We start from the raw sequence: 16,411 nt of genomic DNA, 5'->3' as shown, positions 1-16,411 counted from the left end.
GCATCGAGCGGCCGCCGCACCCTTCAGCGCTGGATGCGGCGGCCGATCCGATTCGTTCTCGTCAGCTGATCGGTCCGCGAGCCGCCTCATAAGCAGCCCCGACCCGGTACAGCCGATCGTCGGCCAACGCAGGCGCCATGATCTGCAGACCGACGGGCATACCGTCGTCCTCGCTCAACCCCGACGGCACCGACATGGCCGGATGCCCGGCCAGGTTGGTGGGCAGCGTGCACAGGTCGGACAGGTACATGGCCAGCGGATCGTCGACCTTCTCCCCCAGCTTCCAGGGTGTGAACGGGCTCGTCGGCGACACCAGAACATCGACCTGCTCGTAGGCGGCGTCGAAATCGCGGGCGATCAGGGTGCGAACCTTCAGCGCCTGGCCGTAGTAGGCGTCGTAGTAGCCGGCCGACAGCGCATAGGTGCCGATCATGATGCGGCGCTTGACCTCCGGGCCGAAACCAGCGGCGCGGGTCGCTGCCATCACCTGTTCGGCGCTGTGTGCACCGTCGTCGGCGACACGCAGGCCGTAGCGCATGGCATCGAAACGAGCCAGGTTCGACGACACCTCACTCGGCATCACCAGGTAGTACGACGACAGCGCGTACTCGAAGTGCGGGCACGACACCTCGATCACCTCGGCGCCCAACTCCTTCAACACTGCCACCGCGGCATCGAAGGAGGCGAGCACACCGGACTGGTAGCTGTCGGAGTGCAGTTCCTTCACCACCCCGACCTTCACCCCGCGCAGGTCACCGGAGGCGCCCGCGCGGGCGGCGGCCACCACCGGCGGGACCGGCACATTGCGGGAGGTGGAATCGCGCGGATCATGCCCCGCGATCACCTCGTGCAGCAACGCGGTGTCGAGCACCGTGCGCCCACATGGGCCGCCCTGATCCAGCGACGACGCACACGCCACCAAACCGAACCGCGACACCGTCCCGTAGGTGGGTTTCGTGCCGACGGTCGCGGTGAGCGCGGCCGGTTGGCGGATGGAACCGCCGGTGTCGGTACCGATGGCCAGCGGGGCCTGGTGCGACGCCAGCGCGGCCCCTGAGCCGCCACCGGAACCGCCGGGGACCCGGCTGGTGTCCCACGGGTTGCGGGTGGGGCCGTACGCGGAGTTCTCGGTGGACGAACCCATCGCGAACTCGTCCATATTCGTTTTCCCGAGGATCGGGATACCCGCCTGGCGCAGCTTGGTGGTCAGCGTCGCGTCGTACGGCGCCACCCAGCCATCGAGAATTTTCGAGGCGCAGGTGGTCGGCATATCGGTGGTGGTGAACACGTCCTTGAGCGCCAACGGAACCCCGGCCAGCGACGAGGCCGGCTCGGCCCCGTCCGCGATGGCGGAGTCGACCGCGGTGGCCGCGGCCAGCGCCTGCTCACCCGCGACGTGCAGGAACGCGTGATACTCCCCGTCGACCTCGGCGATGCGGGCCAGATGGGCTTGGGTGACCTCCACCGAGGTGATCTCGCGGCCGTGGATCTTGGCCGCCAGTTCGGCGGCGGTCAGCGTGGTCAGGTCGCTCATTCCGCTTCTCCCAGGATCTGCGGCACCATGAACCGCTGCTCTTCCACTGCGGGCGCACCGGACAGCGCCTGCTCCGGCGTCAGGCCGGGCACGACATCGTCTGGGCGCGTCACATTGGTCACCGGATCCGGCGACGCGGTGGCAGGCACATCGGCGGCGGCGACCTCGGAGATGGTGCGCACATGGCTCAGGATCGAATCCAGCTGACCGGCGAACTGATCCAGTTCGGCCTCGGTCAGGGCGAGCCTGGACAGCCGGGCGAGGTGTGCGACCTCGTCGCGGGAGATGGCGGTCACCGCGAACCCCTTTCGGCGTGGTGTTGTCAGCATTGGTCAACGGTCACGAACAGCCTAGCGACCTGCGCTCGACGCCCCTGCGAGGCATCGGCGGCAACCGGTTCGCGCTGCGCGCGGTCCCGCCGGGCGCGGGCCGCTGCGAGCGCGTTGAACTGCGCAGACCGGGCTCACATACCAGTCGTCGAGCCGGTTCAGGTCACTGTCCGGATACTGATTCGGCTCGATTCCCACCACTTCGGGTGTAAGGATTGCCAGACCGGGTATCCGTTCAGAGCCTCGGCCGCAGAAGGAAAGGGAAACGCACGTGTCTTATCTGCTCCGCGTGCAACTTCCGGATCGTCCGGGAAGCCTCGGTGCGCTAGCCCTCGCATTGGGTTCGGTCGGTGCCGACATCCTCTCCCTCGACGTCGTGGAACGCGGGGCGGGCTTCGCGGTCGACGATCTCGTGGTCGAGGTGTCGCCGGGCGCGCTGCCCGACACGCTCATCACGGCCGCCGAATCGGTCGGTGATGTGCGAGTCGATTCCATCCGGCCGTACTCCGGTGTCCTGGACACCCACCGTGAACTGGAGTTGATCGATCAGGTCGCCGGCGCCCACGACGACCGGCTACAGGTGCTGGTCGACGGGGTGCCACGAGTGCTGCGCGTCGGCTGGAGCACCGTCCTCGATATCGGTCCGCAAGGGGCCTACCGCGTGGTCGGCAGTCAGAGTGCGCCGGAAACCCAGGCGTCTTCCACGCCCTGGATGCCGCTAGAGAAACCCACGATCCTCGACCCCGAAGCCGACTGGGTGCCCGAAATCTGGCGCGATATGGACACCAAACTCGCCGCTGCGCCGCTCGGCAACTCGAGCAAAACACTGCTGCTCGGACGCCCCGGCGGACCCGATTTCCGGCCGTCGGAGGTCGCTCGCCTCGGATACCTGGCCGGGATCGTCGCCACCGTCCTCGGCTGACGGCCGCCCCCGAAGGTAGTAGCACGCTGCTAGTCGGCGGCGGCCAGCGGAAGGCGCAGCACCGTCAACGGATCACCGGCCGGTGTCAGCCAATTACGTTCCGGCACCGGGACGAAACCCAGGCGGTCATAGATGCGGCGGGCATCGACCATGCTCGGCATTGTCGTGAGGACAACGGCCGCATTCCGTTTCGTGCGAGCGATATCGATAACAGTGCGCACCAGCGCAGTTCCCGCCCCCAGGCCGCGCGCGTCGGCGGCGACCGCGAGCATCCGGAACTCGATTTCCCCGGGCCTGGCGATGTCCGCGTACTCGTTCCCGGCGGGCGCCACGGTCAGCGAGCCGACGATCCGGCCGTCGTATTCGGCGACCAGCACCTGCGCCGCGGCCGCGCGGCGGGCCGTGTCGGCCAATTCGGCGAGGTACGGGCTGCCCGCGCGAACATATCCCTCGCCGCCGTAGACGGCGACCGTCAACTCCGCCACCGCCCCGTACTCCGCGGGCACGGCGGCACGCACCACCACGTCGGCAACCCGCGTATCCGTGCCCACATCCCGCGGGCAACACTGCCGGTCCGTCATTTCTCGAACGGGTTCCCGGAGCCCGGCGCGGCGATCTGCCAGCGCTGCGGCTTCCCCGGCGGGTAGACCACGGTGAGGGTGTCACCGATGGACGGCCAGTTGCCGACGTCCCAGACGAAACGACCGTAGACGACCTCGCCGGGCACCGACGGCCCCGTAAGGTTGCCGGTGAGCGTCACGAACTGCTCCCCCATCGCGTCGGGGCGCGGGCTGACCCCGGTCAGGTACAGCGTCCCCACCTCGGGTTCGGTCAGCTGGACGCCGCGCCGCCCGCGCAGGTACAGCGCCAGCACACCGGCCAAAGCGCCCACCATGATGATCAGCATCCCGATTTCCAGCACGACCCCATGCTATGCGTACCTCCGCCTTCGCTCCGGCCATGCGCATTTCTGTTTACCTCCCGCATTCGCACAGCTGCGCGGGCGGATGGGCCGGCCGCACGGTCGGCCGGACCCGGATCGCGTAGTCGATATCGCTGAACACAGCGAACGAGTCCGCCACATCCGCTATCGCGGCTGCACCGGGGAGCTAGTGGACATCCCCAGCGCGGCCGCAAGTGACATGAGCAGGACCGCACAGCCACACAAACGAGTGCCAGAGTGTATTTCGACGGCAAGATCAGCAGTCACATCGACCGACCGTGGGAATCAGCAGCGCCCACCGCTGGCGGGATAGTGACATCACCGTCACCCGAGGGCCCCGGTGGTGATCCACCTCCGCTCCGGCCATGCGCTCCCGGCGTGTCACGCCTTCGCTGTGATCATGCGCGGCACCTCGGCACGTGCGCCGGTTTCAGCGGGCGGTGAGTTCGCTGGTTCCGTGGCCGGTGCGGATGATCTGCCAGACCGCGGTGCGGGTGCGGTGGGAGCGGCCGTTGCCGCGGTCGATGAGGGCGCGGTTGCCGGTGGTGAAGATCAACTGGGCGCCGCGGGTGTTGGTTTCCGGGTTCTGGAACAGCTGGACGAGGCGGTCGGTTTCCTCGACGGGTAGGTGCGCATCGATATCGTCGACGGCCAGCACCCGGCCGGAGTCGAGGGCGTCGAGCATCGTCGGCAGCAGACGCAGTAGGGCGACGGTGGCGGTGGATTCGTCGGTGATGGCCAGCGGGGTCTCGACGCCGTCGTGAACCAGGCGCAAACCGACGCCGCGGCGCGCAACCATCCTGGCGTAGAGGGCGTCGCGGGCGTTGCGCATATTCGTCAGTTCGCGATCGAGTTCGAGCACGGTGATATCGCTGTCCCGGGTCAGCTGTTCGGCGAAACCGGGGGTGGACGCGCAGCGTTCGAGCTGCTCGGTGAGGCCGGCGATATCGGTATCGAGTTCGCTCAGGTAATCGGCGTACATGGGGTCGCTCTGCGCGATGAGCACATCGGTGATGCCGAGGTCCGCGGACTGCAGCAGGGTGAGCAGGCGGGCCGCGTTGTGCACCGAACGCGACAGGTGACTACCCAACCGCAGTTCGACGGCGCCGGGGTCGGCGGCACCGTGCTGCACCTGCAGCATCGTGTCGAACCAGCGGTAGGCGGGCACCAGCGCTTCGGCATACATCTGCCCGGCCAAGCTCAGCAGCAGCGCATTCGGCCGGACCAGCGGCGCGAGCGCGGCGATGCCGTACCGCGCCGCCTCGAACATCGGCCCGATCCTGACCTGTTCGCCGAGCCGTTCGAACACGATCCGCTTCCTGGACCGCGGATGGCTGTACAACCATTCCGCGGCCACATCGGCGTTGTCGAGCCGGAACCCATAGGTGTACGGGCAGCCTTCCGCCACGAACACGGCCTCGAACTCCGACGGCTGGTCGGCGCGATCCAGATGCGGCGCCCGCACCGGCCCGGCATACGGGTCCCAACCGGTCACCGAATGCAGCACCGCGTCCCGCATATGGGCCAGCGCGCCGATCAGGTTGGTTTTGCCCGAAGCGGTGCCACCGTGGATCGCGGTCACCGGCACCGCAACCGCATTAGCGCCGCGACTCGACCGCAGTTCCTGCGGTTCGGCCAGGGATTTGTGGTTGGTCACCCGAAAACTGCGCAGCATTCCGCCATCCTCTCGCACCAGCGCCCGAATAGCTGGCCCCGCGCGCCGATCCGAGGCGGGAACCGAGACGGAACTCCGACGAATACGGTTGTCGGCCTCCGGTGCCACCCCTCATCGGCTTCGCGCCTGGTTCACAAACTCGATGAGGTTCACGGGTAGCGCATCGCCGAAAAATTTGACAGCCTACTGACAATAGAACTTCGACTGTCACATTGGAGGGGCTATGCGAACAATTGCTCTCGAGGAACACTTCACCACCCCGGCCTTCCTGTCCGGCCCCGGACGTGCAATGGCCGAGCAGGCACGGGCGGCAGGTGGAGGCCCGATCCTGGACCTGCTCGGGGAGCTCGGTGACGAACGGATAGCAGCGATGGACCGGGCCGGGATCGATGTGCAGGTGCTGTCATTGACCGCGCCGGGAGTCGAGCAGTCCGATCCGCGCGAGGCCGCGTCACTGGCTCGGGAGACGAACGACCACCTGGCTGAAGCGGTACGGCGGCACCCCGCCCGGTTCGCCGCATTCGCCACCTTGCCCACTGCCGTCCCGGAACGCGCCGCCGACGAACTCGAGCGCGTGGTCCGCGAGCACGGATTCGTCGGGGCACTGATCAACGGCCACACTCGGGGTCGCTATCTGGACGACGAGTTCTTCTGGCCGATATTGGAACGGGCCGAGGCGTTGCGGGTTCCGATCTACCTACACCCGACACCGCCCCCGCGGCCGGTGGTCGAGGCGTCCTACCTCGGCAACTACCCGCCTGAGGTAGCCGAGACGTTCGCGACCAGCGGCTGGGGCTGGCACATCGAGACCGCGACCCACGTCCTGCGTATCGTGCTCAGCGGGGCGTTCGACCGCTTCCCCGAGCTCCAGTTGGTGATCGGTCACATGGGTGAAGGACTCTCGTTCATGATGCCGCGATTCGAACAAATCATGTCCCACGTCGTGAAACTGGAACGACCGGTCGGCGAGTACTTCACGACCAACCTCCACTACACGTTCGCCGCGTTCAACTGGACACCCACGTTCTTGAACCTGCTGCTGCAGGTCGGCGCCGACCGAATACTCTTCGCCACCGACCATCCCTACGGTTCGATGGACATCGCACGATCCTTCCTGGATCAGCTTCCGGTCGGTCGACCAGACCGGGAACAGATCGCCTACCGCAATGCCGAACGTCTGCTGAGGTTGCCGTCATGAGTGGACTGCGCGAAAGGAAGAAGGAACGCACGCGTCGTGCGATCCAAGAGCACGCGCTGCGCCTGTTCGGTCAGCAAGGTTATGAGAACACGACGGTCAAACAGATCGCCGAGGCCGCGGAGGTCTCCGAGCGGACCTTCTTCCGCTACTTCCCTACCAAAGAAGACGTCGTGCTGTGGGACGATCTCGACTTTTCCTTCGTCGCGCGGTTCCGGGCACAACCAGCCGATACCGGTTCTTTCGAAGCGATGCGCACAGCGCTTCGCGACACCTTCACCGAACTGCCGCCGACCGAACAGCACCACCTGCGCGAACGGATAGAGCTGATGACATCAGTACCGCCGCTGCGGGCCGTACTGCTGGACCAGCTCATCGGTGCCGGCCGCACGATAGCCGGTCTCGTCGCCGAACGCAGCGGCACCGGTCCAGATGATCCGGCGGTCCGCGCGGTCGTCGGCGCCGTCGTCGGAGCCGGTTTCGCAGCCGTGCTTGCGGTGCAAGAAAATCCGCACACCGATTTCGCCACGCTGCTCGACGAAACACTCGTCAAACTCACTGTGGTCGCAGTCGACCCACCAACGGCTTCTCCCACGTGAAGCATCGAATCGAACGGTCTCGTCATACGCTCTGACTACCAGGTCCGCTGACCAGAGCCCCTGATGCGTTCGCCGGAAACCTAGGGCTCGAGCTCACCGTATCCCGGAGTTCGCCGGTACTGTGCCTCACGCTGCTGTTCGCCGGTATCCGGCCGTCCATGATTTCCGTCCTGGTAGACGAGCCCGGGAAGCCTATTCCGGTGCGCTCTCGGAGCTGTCGGAGGCGGCAGCGACGGCATCCGGCCCCGATTCCAGTAGTAATCGGAAGCCGTCTTCGTCGAGGATCGGAATGCCCAGTTCCTCGGCTTTGGCGGCTTTGGAGCCGGGGGCGTCCCCGACGACGACGAACGCGGTTTTCTTCGACACCGAACCGGCTGCTTTTCCACCGCGCCGCAGGATGGCCTCTTTCGCACCGTCGCGGGAGAACCCTTCCAGTGATCCCGTGACTACGATCGACAGCCCTTCGAGGGTGCGTTCGATGGTGTCGTCGCGTTCGTCTTCCATCCGCACGCCTGCAGCACGCCATTTGTCGACGATGGCGCGATGCCAGTCGACGGTGAACCATTCGGTGACCGCTGTCGCGATGGTGGGGCCGACACCATCGGTGGCGGCGAGTTCCTCCACCGACGCCTGTTCGATGCGGTGCATACTGCCGAACTCGATGGCGAGGGCGCGGGCGGCGGTGGGACCGACATGGCGGATCGACAGGGCGACCAGCACCCGCCACAGCGGCCGGTGCTTCGCGGTGGCGAGGTTGTCGAGTAGTCGGCGGCCGTTGGCCGAGAGGCTGCCGTTCTTGTTGACGAACAACGGGGTGTTGCGTAGACGTTCCTCGGTGAGGTCGAACAGGTCGCCTTCGTCGGCGATGGCGCCGGAATCGAGCAGCGCGATCGCGCCCTCGTAGCCGAGGGCTTCGATATCGAAGGCGCCGCGCCCGGCGACGTGGAACACCCGTTCCCGCAACTGCGCGGGGCAAGTCCGCTGGTTCGGGCAGCGGATATCGGCGTCGCCTTCCTTTTCGAAGGCGAGTTCGGTGCCGCATTCGGGGCAGTGCGTGGGCATGACGAATTCGCGTTCGGAGCCGTCGCGCATATCGACGACGGGTCCGAGCACTTCGGGGATCACGTCACCGGCCTTGCGGATGGTGACGGTGTCGCCGATCAGCACGCCTTTGCGCACCACTTCGGCGGCATTGTGCAGGGTCGCCATCGAGACCGTTGATCCGGCGATCACCACCGGTTCCATTACCGCGAACGGGGTCACCCGGCCGGTGCGGCCGACGTTCACGGCGATATTGCGGAGTTTGGTCGTGGCCTCCTCCGGCGGATATTTGAACGCGATCGCCCAGCGTGGGGCACGAGAAGTCGAGCCGAGCCTGCGCTGCAGGGCGCGTTCGTCGACCTTCACCACCAGGCCGTCGATTTCGTGCTCGATATCGTGCCGGTGCTCACCCCAGTAGGTGATCTGCTCCAGCACCTCGTCGATGTTGCCGACCAGTTTCGTGTGCGCGGAAACGGGCAGACCCCACGCGGCGAGCGCTTCGTATGCCTCGTGCAACGAGTTCGGGGTGTAGCCGTCGATGCGGCCGATGCCGTGACAGATCATGCGCAGCCGCCGCCGCGCAGTGACCGACGGGTCCTTCTGTCGCAGCGACCCGGCGGCGGTGTTGCGCGGATTGGCATACGGCGCTTTGCCTTCGGCGACGATGGCGGCGTTGAGGGTCTCGAAATCCTCGAGCCGGAAATACACTTCGCCGCGCACTTCCAGCAGGTCCGGGATCGGATGGTCCGGATGCGCGGTCAGTTCGCCGGGGATGTCTTCGATGGTGCGCGCGTTGAGGGTGACGTCCTCACCGGTGCGCCCGTCGCCGCGGGTGGCGCCGCGGACCAGCCGCCCGTGCTGGTACACGAGGTTCAGCGCGACACCGTCGATCTTCACCTCACACAGATAGTGCAGGCCGGGACCGGTTTCGGCTTCCACCCGCGCGGCCCACGCGCGCATGTCCTCTAGGCGGAAGGCGTTGTCCAGCGACAGCATCCGCTCGAGATGGTCGACCGGGGTGAAATCGGTGGCGAACCCGCCGCCGACCAGCTGCGTCGGCGAGTCCGGGGCACGCAGATCCGGATGCTCGGACTCCAGGGCGAGCAACCGCTGGAACAGTTCGTCGAATTCCCCGTCGGAGATGATCGGCGCGTCGCGCACGTAATAGCGGAACTGATGCTCGCGCACCTCATCGGCGAGCTCCTGCCATTGCCTGCGCTGCTCCGCTGTCGCAGGCTCGGCAGCCTCGACGGTTTCCGGTTCGGCGCCACTTCCGATGTCACTCACGCCTGGCACATTAGCGGAGCCCACCGACAACCTCGGTCACGTTCCCGCACGTCGCCGCACTGATCCGGATGGGTGCGCAACGGTGGTGCAGACACGCCTCCAGCCTGAACAACCCGCGTTCGCAAGTGAACCGTCCTGAGGCCAGCTGGGCCGGACCGACTGCCCTCGGACGCGAAGCCGTGCTCATACAGTCGACCTGCCGGCAACTCGATCGCCGTCCAGCGAAGTCACGACGGCTGCATCACCCAGCTCAGTCCGTCGTCAGCGGTTCGGGTTCATCAGCGAAGACGTCCCCGACCTCCCCCACCGGCCGCAGGGCTGTCACGCCGAGCCAACGTGAGCCGGGGCGGGCGCCACAGCCGGGAAGCCAGTGCTCAGGACAGTCGAACTGCCGGCAACTCGATCGCTGACCAGCGGAGCCACGGCGGCTGCTGGGACCAGCTCAGTTCATCAGCAGCGATTCGGGTTCGTCGGCGAAGACATTCGCGACCTCGTTTGCCAACCGTAGGGCCTGCCGCGCCCAGGTCAGCGGTGCTTCGGCGAGGCCACAGGCCGGGCTGACGGAGACCTGCCGCAAGGTGCCGCGTGGGAAACCGAGCCGGTCGATCAGGCGGACGGCAGGTTCGGCAACGTCGCGCCAAGTGAGCGGCGCTGTCGGCGGTGTGGTCGGGACCAAACCGAGGACGAGGCCTTTCCCCGAGTCGATGGTTTCGCCGATGGCGTCGAGCTGCCTGGTACTGATAACGAACAGGTCGAAGCCGAGGGAATGTGCGGCCGAGCGGCGCAGCAGATCCAGTGCGGGCGGTGCGGCGCAGGTGTGCACCAGAACCGGCGCCTGCTGGGCTTCGATGACGGTGTCGAGTAGCGCCAGCGCCTCCGGTTCGGGGACCGCGCGCACCGTATCGAGCACGCTCGTGCCACTGAGGGATCCGTCGAGCACCTCGGTCAACGACGGTTCGTCCAGTTGCAGCACCACCTGAGCGTCGAGGCGTTTACCGACTTCGGCGATATGCCCGGCGAGGCCTTCGGCCAATGATTCCGACAGGTCGCGTACGGCGCCCGGGTCGGTGAGGGCACGGCGCCCGCCCGCAAGTTCGACCTGCGCGGCGAGTGTCAACGGCCCGGTGGCCTGAACTTTCACCACGCGGCCTTTTCCGGGGAGCCCGGCCGTCTCCCAGGCTCCGTCTAGTGCGTCGATGTCGGTGCGGAGCAGGTCGCGCGCCCGCCGCGCTACCGCACCCGGGCGGGACGTGAGCCGGTATCCCCTTGGTGTGGTGTCGAACTGGATATCGACCAGCAGCGCCGAGGCGCGGCCGAGCATATCGGCGCCGACGCCGCGGGCGGGCAGCTCGACAAGATGCGGCAACCCGGCCAGTTCCCCCACGACGACGGCCGCCGCTTCGCGGGGATCGGTGCCCGGCCAGGAGCCGACTCCCGTAGCGACCCCGGCCGGTATGCCGTTCCTCACCCGACCGCGCCCGTGGGGGCGGTGCGGGCGGTCGCGCAGATGGTGCCGCTGCCGATTACCCGATCGCCGTCCGCGTCGGGCAGGTACAGCACGACAGCCTGGCCGCGAGCGACACCAGTCAACGACTCCCGCAATCGCACGGTCAGTCCGTCACCGGACGCTTCGGCGACGGCGGGCGCGGTGCCGCCGTGCGCGCGAACCTGCGCGATGCAGTCGACGGGGCCGTCGGGAGCGGATCCGGAGGTCCAGACCGCCTTCTCGGCCTCGATCGTCCACACGTGCAGATCCTGTGCCGATCCCACCTGGACGGTGCCGGTGTCGGGATCGATGCCGGTGACGTAGCGCGGTTTCCCGTCGGCGGCCGGGCCGGGCAGCCCGAGCCCTTTGCGCTGGCCGATGGTGAAGCCGTGCACACCTTCATGCTTGCCGAGTTCGGCGCCGTCGGCGTCGACGATCGCGCCCGGCCGGATGCCGATCTTCGCCCCGAGGAACGCGCGCGTATCACCGGAGGGGATGAAGCAGATGTCGTGGCTGTCGGGTTTGTTCGCCACCGCCAGCCCGCGTTCGGCGGCCTCGGCACGAATCTGCGGCTTCGGGGTGTCACCGACGGGGAACATTGCCCGCGACAGCTGCTGCGCAGTCAATACCGCCAGCACATAGGACTGGTCCTTGTCGGCGTCGACGGCGCGGCGCAGCACACCGTCGTTCAGCCGCGCGTAATGCCCGGTGACAACGGCATCGAAACCGAGCGCGACCGCCCGGTCGGCCAGCGCGGAGAACTTGATCTTCTCGTTGCAGCGCAGGCACGGGTTCGGGGTCTCGCCTGCCGCGTAGGCGGCGACGAAATCGTCGATCACGTCCTCTTTGAACCGGTCGGCGAAATCCCAGACATAGAACGGGATGCCGAGCACGTCGGCGGCGCGGCGCGCGTCACCGGCGTCCTCCTTCGAGCAGCAGCCGCGCGATCCGGTGCGCAGCGTGCCGGGCGCCGTCGACAGCGCCAAATGCACTCCGACCACCTCATGACCGGCGTCGACGGCCCGTGCCGCCGCAACCGCCGAATCCACACCCCCGCTCATCGCGGCGAGTACTCGCATCAGACACCTCCTCTCGCACCGGCCAGTCCCGCGGCCCTGGCCCGTTCCACCACATGCGGCAGCACCTCGAGCAACGCCCGGATATCGGATCGGGTCGTGGTGTGCCCCAAAGAAAATCGTAGAGAGCCGCGCGCCTGTCGCGGCTCGACGCCCATCGCGATCAGTACATGGCTGGGTGAGGCGACACCCGCGGTGCACGCCGAACCGGTCGAACATTCGATACCGGCGGCGTCGAGCAGCATCAGCAGCGAATCGCCTTCACAGCCCGGGAAAGTGAAATGGGCGTTACCCGGCAGCCGGCGCTCGTCGTGCGGGCCGTTGAGTACGGCATCCGGGACGAGTTCGCGAACGCCGGCGATCAGTTCGTCGCGCAGCGAAGTCAGCTCCGCGGTGTTCGCGGGCAGCTCCGTCACTGTCTGGTGCAGCGCGGCGGCCAGTCCCACCGCCGCGGGCACATCAGAGGTTCCCGACCGTAGGTCACGTTCGTGCCCGCCGCCGTGCTGGATCGGCACACACGGCACCTGCCTGCCGAGCAGCAGTACCCCGATCCCGTGCGGCCCGCCGACCTTGTGACCGGCCACACTGGCCGCCGACAGACCGCTACCGGCGAAGTCGATCGGTAGTTGGGCGGCGGCCTGCACGGCGTCGCTGTGGATGGGCACCCCGAATTCCTGCGCCAGCGCCGCGAGCTCCCCGATCGGCTGGATCGCGCCGACCTCGTTATTGGCCCACACGACGCTCACCAGCGCGACCTCGTCACCGTATTCGGCCAGCGCTTCGCGCAGCGTGCGCGGCGACACCATCCCATCGCCGTCCACCGGCAGCCAGGTCACCTGCGCACCCTCGTGCTTGTGCAGCCATTCGACCGCGTCGAGCACGGCGTGATGTTCCACGGCACTGGCGAGCACGCGAGTGCGGTGCGGTGCGGCGTCGCGACGAGCCCAGTAGATGCCTTTGACCGCGAGATTATCGCTTTCGGTACCACCCGAGGTGAAGATCACCTCTGAGGGCCGCGCCCCCAGATCCGCCGCGATCGACTCGCGCGCTTCCTCCAGTCGACGCCGGGCGGCCCGACCGGACCCGTGCAGCGAGGACGCATTGCCGAGCAGTCCCAGCGCACCCGTCATTGCCTCGATGGCGGCGGGCAGCATCGGTGTGGTCGCCGCATGATCGAGGTAGACCGTTGTGGGCACACCGCTGACCGCACCCTGGAACGCCGACTTCATGACCAATCCAGCCTATCCCACCGTTGACCTGCATATCTGCGGGGTATCCCCCGGCTCTTTACGCTACGACTACGAGTTGACCCCACGCTCGGCAAACCACTGATCGCCTGCCGGTATTCCGGGAGCCCACCTGCAGTGCCGCTCCGGGCCGTCCTGCTCCTCGCCCACCGGAGGTACGTCGGCCGAGTGGTCCTGACCGGCCAACGTACCTCCGGTCAGGACCATCTCAGGCGTGCGACTGGACCGCAACGAGGGCGACCTCGGTAAGCGTCGGTCGCTCTTCGATCACCTGCATGCCATCCGCCTACCGGTCATGCCAGTCCTGTTCGGCGGGGCTCGAGCCGATGTCTCGATTGCCTTGAAACAATTTTACATGTTGAACGTACCGTTATTTAGCGGTACGGTAGTCAACGTCACAAAGGTTGGCTGGCTTGCATCACCGGAAGCCAATCGGAATCACCACCAACCCCGCGGCCGGACAGCCGCCCGAACTTCGAACGAGGACATTCCCGATGAGCCGAGAGAACCGCCCACAGCGCACCCGCCGAGTGCTGGCACGAGTGGCCACCGCATCTGTGCTGGCCCTGATGCCGCTCACAGCCGTCGCCGTTCCTGCATCGGCCGCGCCGATCGCACTGGAACCGTCCGAGCAGGTCGAGACGGTCAGCCGCCCCGGCGGCAAGCACAACCACGGCCACGGACGGCACAATCACGGCCGCCACAACCACGGCTCGTACGGTCGCCACGACCACGGCCATTGGAACCGCGGGCGCCACGACCACGGGCACTGGAACCGTGGCCGCAACGACCACGCCGATTGGGACCGCGGGCGCAACAATCACGGCCGCAACCACCATCGGCACGATCACAGCCACTGGAACCACGGCCACCACAACAACCACCACTGGAACCACGGCCGCGGCAGGCACGGTCACTTCCCGTTCCCGCTGCCGTCCACAGGCAGCGCATTCTGAAACGGTGACCGCGCCGGGGCGCTTATTGAGCACCGAGTGCCCTCTTCGGCGGTCTCGGCCCCCGTCGCCAGCGGTCGGCTGTCGATGTCGCGGGCCCGGCCTACGATCGGTGAACGTGATGCATGTACGGGAGCTGCATTCGTGGCCGTCCACCGAGGCCGAGGGGGTGGCGATCCAGCAGCGGTTACGCCCACTCGTGCGGTTCGACGGTGCACCGGCGCAGGTGCGGACGGCGGCCGGGCTGGATGTGGCGTACCGCGAAGACGATGAGCTGGTCGCGGTCGTGACCGTCGTGGATATGGCGGGATTGGATGTCGTGGATCGCGCGATCGTGTACGGCAAGGCCGAATTCCCTTATATCCCCGGCCTGTTCGCTTTCCGGGAAGCGCCGTCACTACTGCGGGCCCTGACCGAACTCACCGTGACCCCGGATGTACTGATCTGCGATGGCCACGGCCTCGCCCACCCCCGCCGCTTCGGGCTTGCCTGCCATCTGGGCGTGCTCACCGATACACCCAGCATCGGCGTCGGCAAAACCGCCATAGGCCACTACGAGCAGCCCGCCGACCAGCGCGGGGCCTGGACCCCGGTCGAACTCGACGGCGATACCGTCGGCCGGGCCCTACGCACCCGCCCCCACGTGAAACCGGTATTCGTCTCCATCGGCCATCGCTTCACCCTCGACGCGGCCTGCGAGCTCGTGCTGCGGTTGACCCCGAAGTATCGGTTGCCGGAAACGACCCGCACCGCCGACCACCTCGGCCGAACAGCACAGGGCCGATAGGCGATTCTCGATAGCAAGACCGCTGTTACCTCCAGCGACGCGCTACATCTGAGCTGATAGGCGTCCTGACGAGCACGAAAGCGAACAGGACCGCCATCGCTGCGTCGAACAGCTGACACAAACAGATGCAAGCGCTGCGCACTCGACGTCAATCGGTTGCGGAGCTTCTCGGCGCAATAGGCGAAGAGCTCCCGCAAGCCCGGTACTTCATAGGCGTCGGCGGGGATCTCGTCGTCGGAAAAAATGCCGCAAACTATCCTCGCTCGCGACCGAACCTCCACTGTGCAAGCTTGATAGCGGTCGGCCTATGCCGGTCCCCGGGGTGAGACGACCGAGTCGACCAGCTACTACCGCACGCTGACAGTTACTGCCCTGGCGGAAATTTCAGTCTCCGGATCAACGGTGTTGAACCACACCATGGTTCAGGTGTTCTGTCGCTGCTGCGAGGACGGCGTGCGCGTCGGCAGAAAGATCTGTTGCCCGAACCGAACGTTCGCAGCGCAGGGCGAGATCGCGGCGGTTGCTGCCGGGTTGTTCGACGGGGGCCAGGGTCACCTCAGCGGTGATACCGCGGGAGCGCAGGACCCGTAGGGCGGAGCCGGTGAAGGTGTCGTCGCCGACGAAACCGGGGATGGTGGAGCAGTTTCCGTTGCGGTCCAGGTAGCGCAAGCGGACCGGCTGGACCGGTATGGCGCTGTCGATGGCGGCTTGGAAGAAGGCGGGGCGCAGGCGGCCGTAGGCGCGGCCGCACCAGGTGGTGCCTTCGGGGAAGACGCCGATGCGTTCGCCGGACGCCAGGCGGGCGGCTACCTGGTCGACTACGCGGGGCAGGTCGCGCAAGTTTTCGCGGTTGAGGGGTACCACCCGCAGCAATCGGGCGAGGGTGCCAAGGATCGGCCAATCGATCAGGTCCGCGCGGGCGACGAAACCGAGGGGTTGGACTGCGGCGAGCGCGACGATATCGGTCCAGCCGATATGCCCGGCGACCACGAGCGTTCCGTTCCCTGGTTCCGCATAGCGGGCATTCGGTGCGCTCTTCTCGGCGCGGTCGTCCGGAAAGCCTGTATCCGCGCCACGCGTACCTGCAGCCGTACCGTCCCGCAGATCGACCACGCGAAGCCGCAAACCGCAGCAGCGCAGCACCATGTGGGCGAAGCGGCGCTGCACGTGCTGGCGGCGCTTCGCCGGGGTGAGCACATGCGCGAACGGGTAAGCGGCGAGAAGCACGGTCAACCCCAGAATCCGTACGACCAACCGGACGATGCCGGCTTCCGCGGCCTGCTGCACACAGCTGATCCCACACGGGCTGGACGGAACCCATTGGTGTGTCATATCTC

15 protein-coding genes are annotated in these 16,411 nt (G+C 67.1%); 5 read left to right on the top strand and 10 right to left on the bottom strand.

All coding sequences use genetic code 11. The annotated features are described in order from the left end of the window. Positions 1-61: 61 nt before the first annotated feature. Together gatA and gatC are read right to left on the bottom strand one after the other, a co-directional pair. Positions 62-1,534: an Asp-tRNA(Asn)/Glu-tRNA(Gln) amidotransferase subunit GatA gene (gene gatA, locus B0T44_RS06725; RefSeq protein WP_077115805.1), complete on the bottom strand. Its 1,473-nt coding sequence runs from the start codon at positions 1,532-1,534 to the stop codon at positions 62-64. Further along, the gene (gatC, locus tag B0T44_RS06720; RefSeq protein WP_077115804.1) at positions 1,531-1,830 is read right to left on the bottom strand and encodes an Asp-tRNA(Asn)/Glu-tRNA(Gln) amidotransferase subunit GatC; all 300 of its coding nucleotides are present in this window, start codon (positions 1,828-1,830) and stop codon (positions 1,531-1,533) included. Before gatC ends, gatA begins: the two co-directional genes overlap by 4 nt. Positions 1,831-2,134: 304 nt before the next feature. Between gatC and B0T44_RS06715 the strand changes: the two genes are divergently transcribed. Further along, positions 2,135-2,785 (top strand): ACT domain-containing protein, encoded by a 651-nt coding sequence (locus B0T44_RS06715; RefSeq protein ID WP_077115803.1) that lies wholly within the window; start codon positions 2,135-2,137, stop codon positions 2,783-2,785. Between the two features lie 29 nt (positions 2,786-2,814). Here the strand turns inward: B0T44_RS06715 and B0T44_RS06710 are convergent, their stop codons facing one another. The 3 genes from B0T44_RS06710 to B0T44_RS06700 form a co-directional block, all read right to left on the bottom strand. Then, the gene (locus B0T44_RS06710) at positions 2,815-3,336 is read right to left on the bottom strand and encodes a GNAT family N-acetyltransferase (protein ID WP_245839275.1); all 522 of its coding nucleotides are present in this window, start codon (positions 3,334-3,336) and stop codon (positions 2,815-2,817) included. 26 nt (positions 3,337-3,362) lie between these two features. Further along, positions 3,363-3,707, bottom strand: coding sequence for a hypothetical protein (locus B0T44_RS06705; RefSeq protein ID WP_077115801.1), 345 nt, complete (start codon positions 3,705-3,707; stop codon positions 3,363-3,365). Positions 3,708-4,158: 451 nt separating this feature from the next. After that, a complete protein-coding gene (locus tag B0T44_RS06700) occupies positions 4,159-5,403 on the bottom strand; it encodes an AAA family ATPase (RefSeq protein WP_077115800.1) in 1,245 nt (414 codons plus the stop codon). A gap of 223 nt (positions 5,404-5,626) precedes the next feature. Between B0T44_RS06700 and B0T44_RS06695 the strand changes: the two genes are divergently transcribed. Beyond that, a complete protein-coding gene (locus tag B0T44_RS06695) occupies positions 5,627-6,601 on the top strand; it encodes an amidohydrolase family protein (RefSeq protein WP_077115799.1) in 975 nt (324 codons plus the stop codon). Further along, entirely contained in the window at positions 6,598-7,197 is a 600-nt protein-coding gene (locus B0T44_RS28405; protein ID WP_077115798.1) for an acyl-CoA-like ligand-binding transcription factor, read from the top strand. Before B0T44_RS06695 ends, B0T44_RS28405 begins: the two co-directional genes overlap by 4 nt. Before the next feature lie 192 nt (positions 7,198-7,389). Here B0T44_RS28405 and ligA read toward each other — a convergent pair whose 3' ends face one another. From ligA to B0T44_RS06670, 4 genes are all read right to left on the bottom strand, one after another. After that, positions 7,390-9,516 (bottom strand): NAD-dependent DNA ligase LigA, encoded by a 2,127-nt coding sequence (gene ligA, locus B0T44_RS06685; RefSeq protein WP_077115917.1) that lies wholly within the window; start codon positions 9,514-9,516, stop codon positions 7,390-7,392. A 451-nt stretch (positions 9,517-9,967) separates the two neighbouring features. Then, positions 9,968-10,993: a methionine synthase gene (locus B0T44_RS06680; protein ID WP_077115797.1), complete on the bottom strand. Its 1,026-nt coding sequence runs from the start codon at positions 10,991-10,993 to the stop codon at positions 9,968-9,970. Continuing rightward, a complete protein-coding gene (mnmA, locus tag B0T44_RS06675; RefSeq protein ID WP_077115796.1) occupies positions 10,990-12,090 on the bottom strand; it encodes a tRNA 2-thiouridine(34) synthase MnmA in 1,101 nt (366 codons plus the stop codon). Before mnmA ends, B0T44_RS06680 begins: the two co-directional genes overlap by 4 nt. Continuing rightward, positions 12,090-13,316, bottom strand: coding sequence for a cysteine desulfurase family protein (locus B0T44_RS06670; RefSeq protein ID WP_077115795.1), 1,227 nt, complete (start codon positions 13,314-13,316; stop codon positions 12,090-12,092). The genes mnmA and B0T44_RS06670 overlap by 1 nt, the downstream gene beginning before the upstream one ends. A 512-nt stretch (positions 13,317-13,828) precedes the next feature. Between B0T44_RS06670 and B0T44_RS26395 the strand changes: the two genes are divergently transcribed. Next, on the top strand, positions 13,829-14,290 hold the full coding sequence (locus B0T44_RS26395; RefSeq protein WP_139347742.1) for a hypothetical protein: 462 nt from the start codon (positions 13,829-13,831) through the stop codon (positions 14,288-14,290). A gap of 118 nt (positions 14,291-14,408) precedes the next feature. Continuing rightward, positions 14,409-15,074, top strand: coding sequence for an endonuclease V (locus B0T44_RS06660; protein ID WP_077115916.1), 666 nt, complete (start codon positions 14,409-14,411; stop codon positions 15,072-15,074). Between the two features lie 396 nt (positions 15,075-15,470). Here B0T44_RS06660 and B0T44_RS06655 read toward each other — a convergent pair whose 3' ends face one another. After that, positions 15,471-16,406 carry a lysophospholipid acyltransferase family protein gene (locus tag B0T44_RS06655; RefSeq protein WP_077115794.1) on the bottom strand — a complete coding sequence of 312 codons (936 nt, stop codon included), beginning with the start codon at positions 16,404-16,406 and terminating at the stop codon, positions 15,471-15,473. Positions 16,407-16,411: the final 5 nt, after the last annotated feature.

Origin of the sequence: Nocardia donostiensis (assembly GCF_002081715.1) — a bacterium.
In the GTDB taxonomy this organism is placed as follows: domain Bacteria; phylum Actinomycetota; class Actinomycetes; order Mycobacteriales; family Mycobacteriaceae; genus Nocardia; species Nocardia donostiensis.
This window is presented reverse-complemented; position numbering and strand designations above follow the sequence as displayed.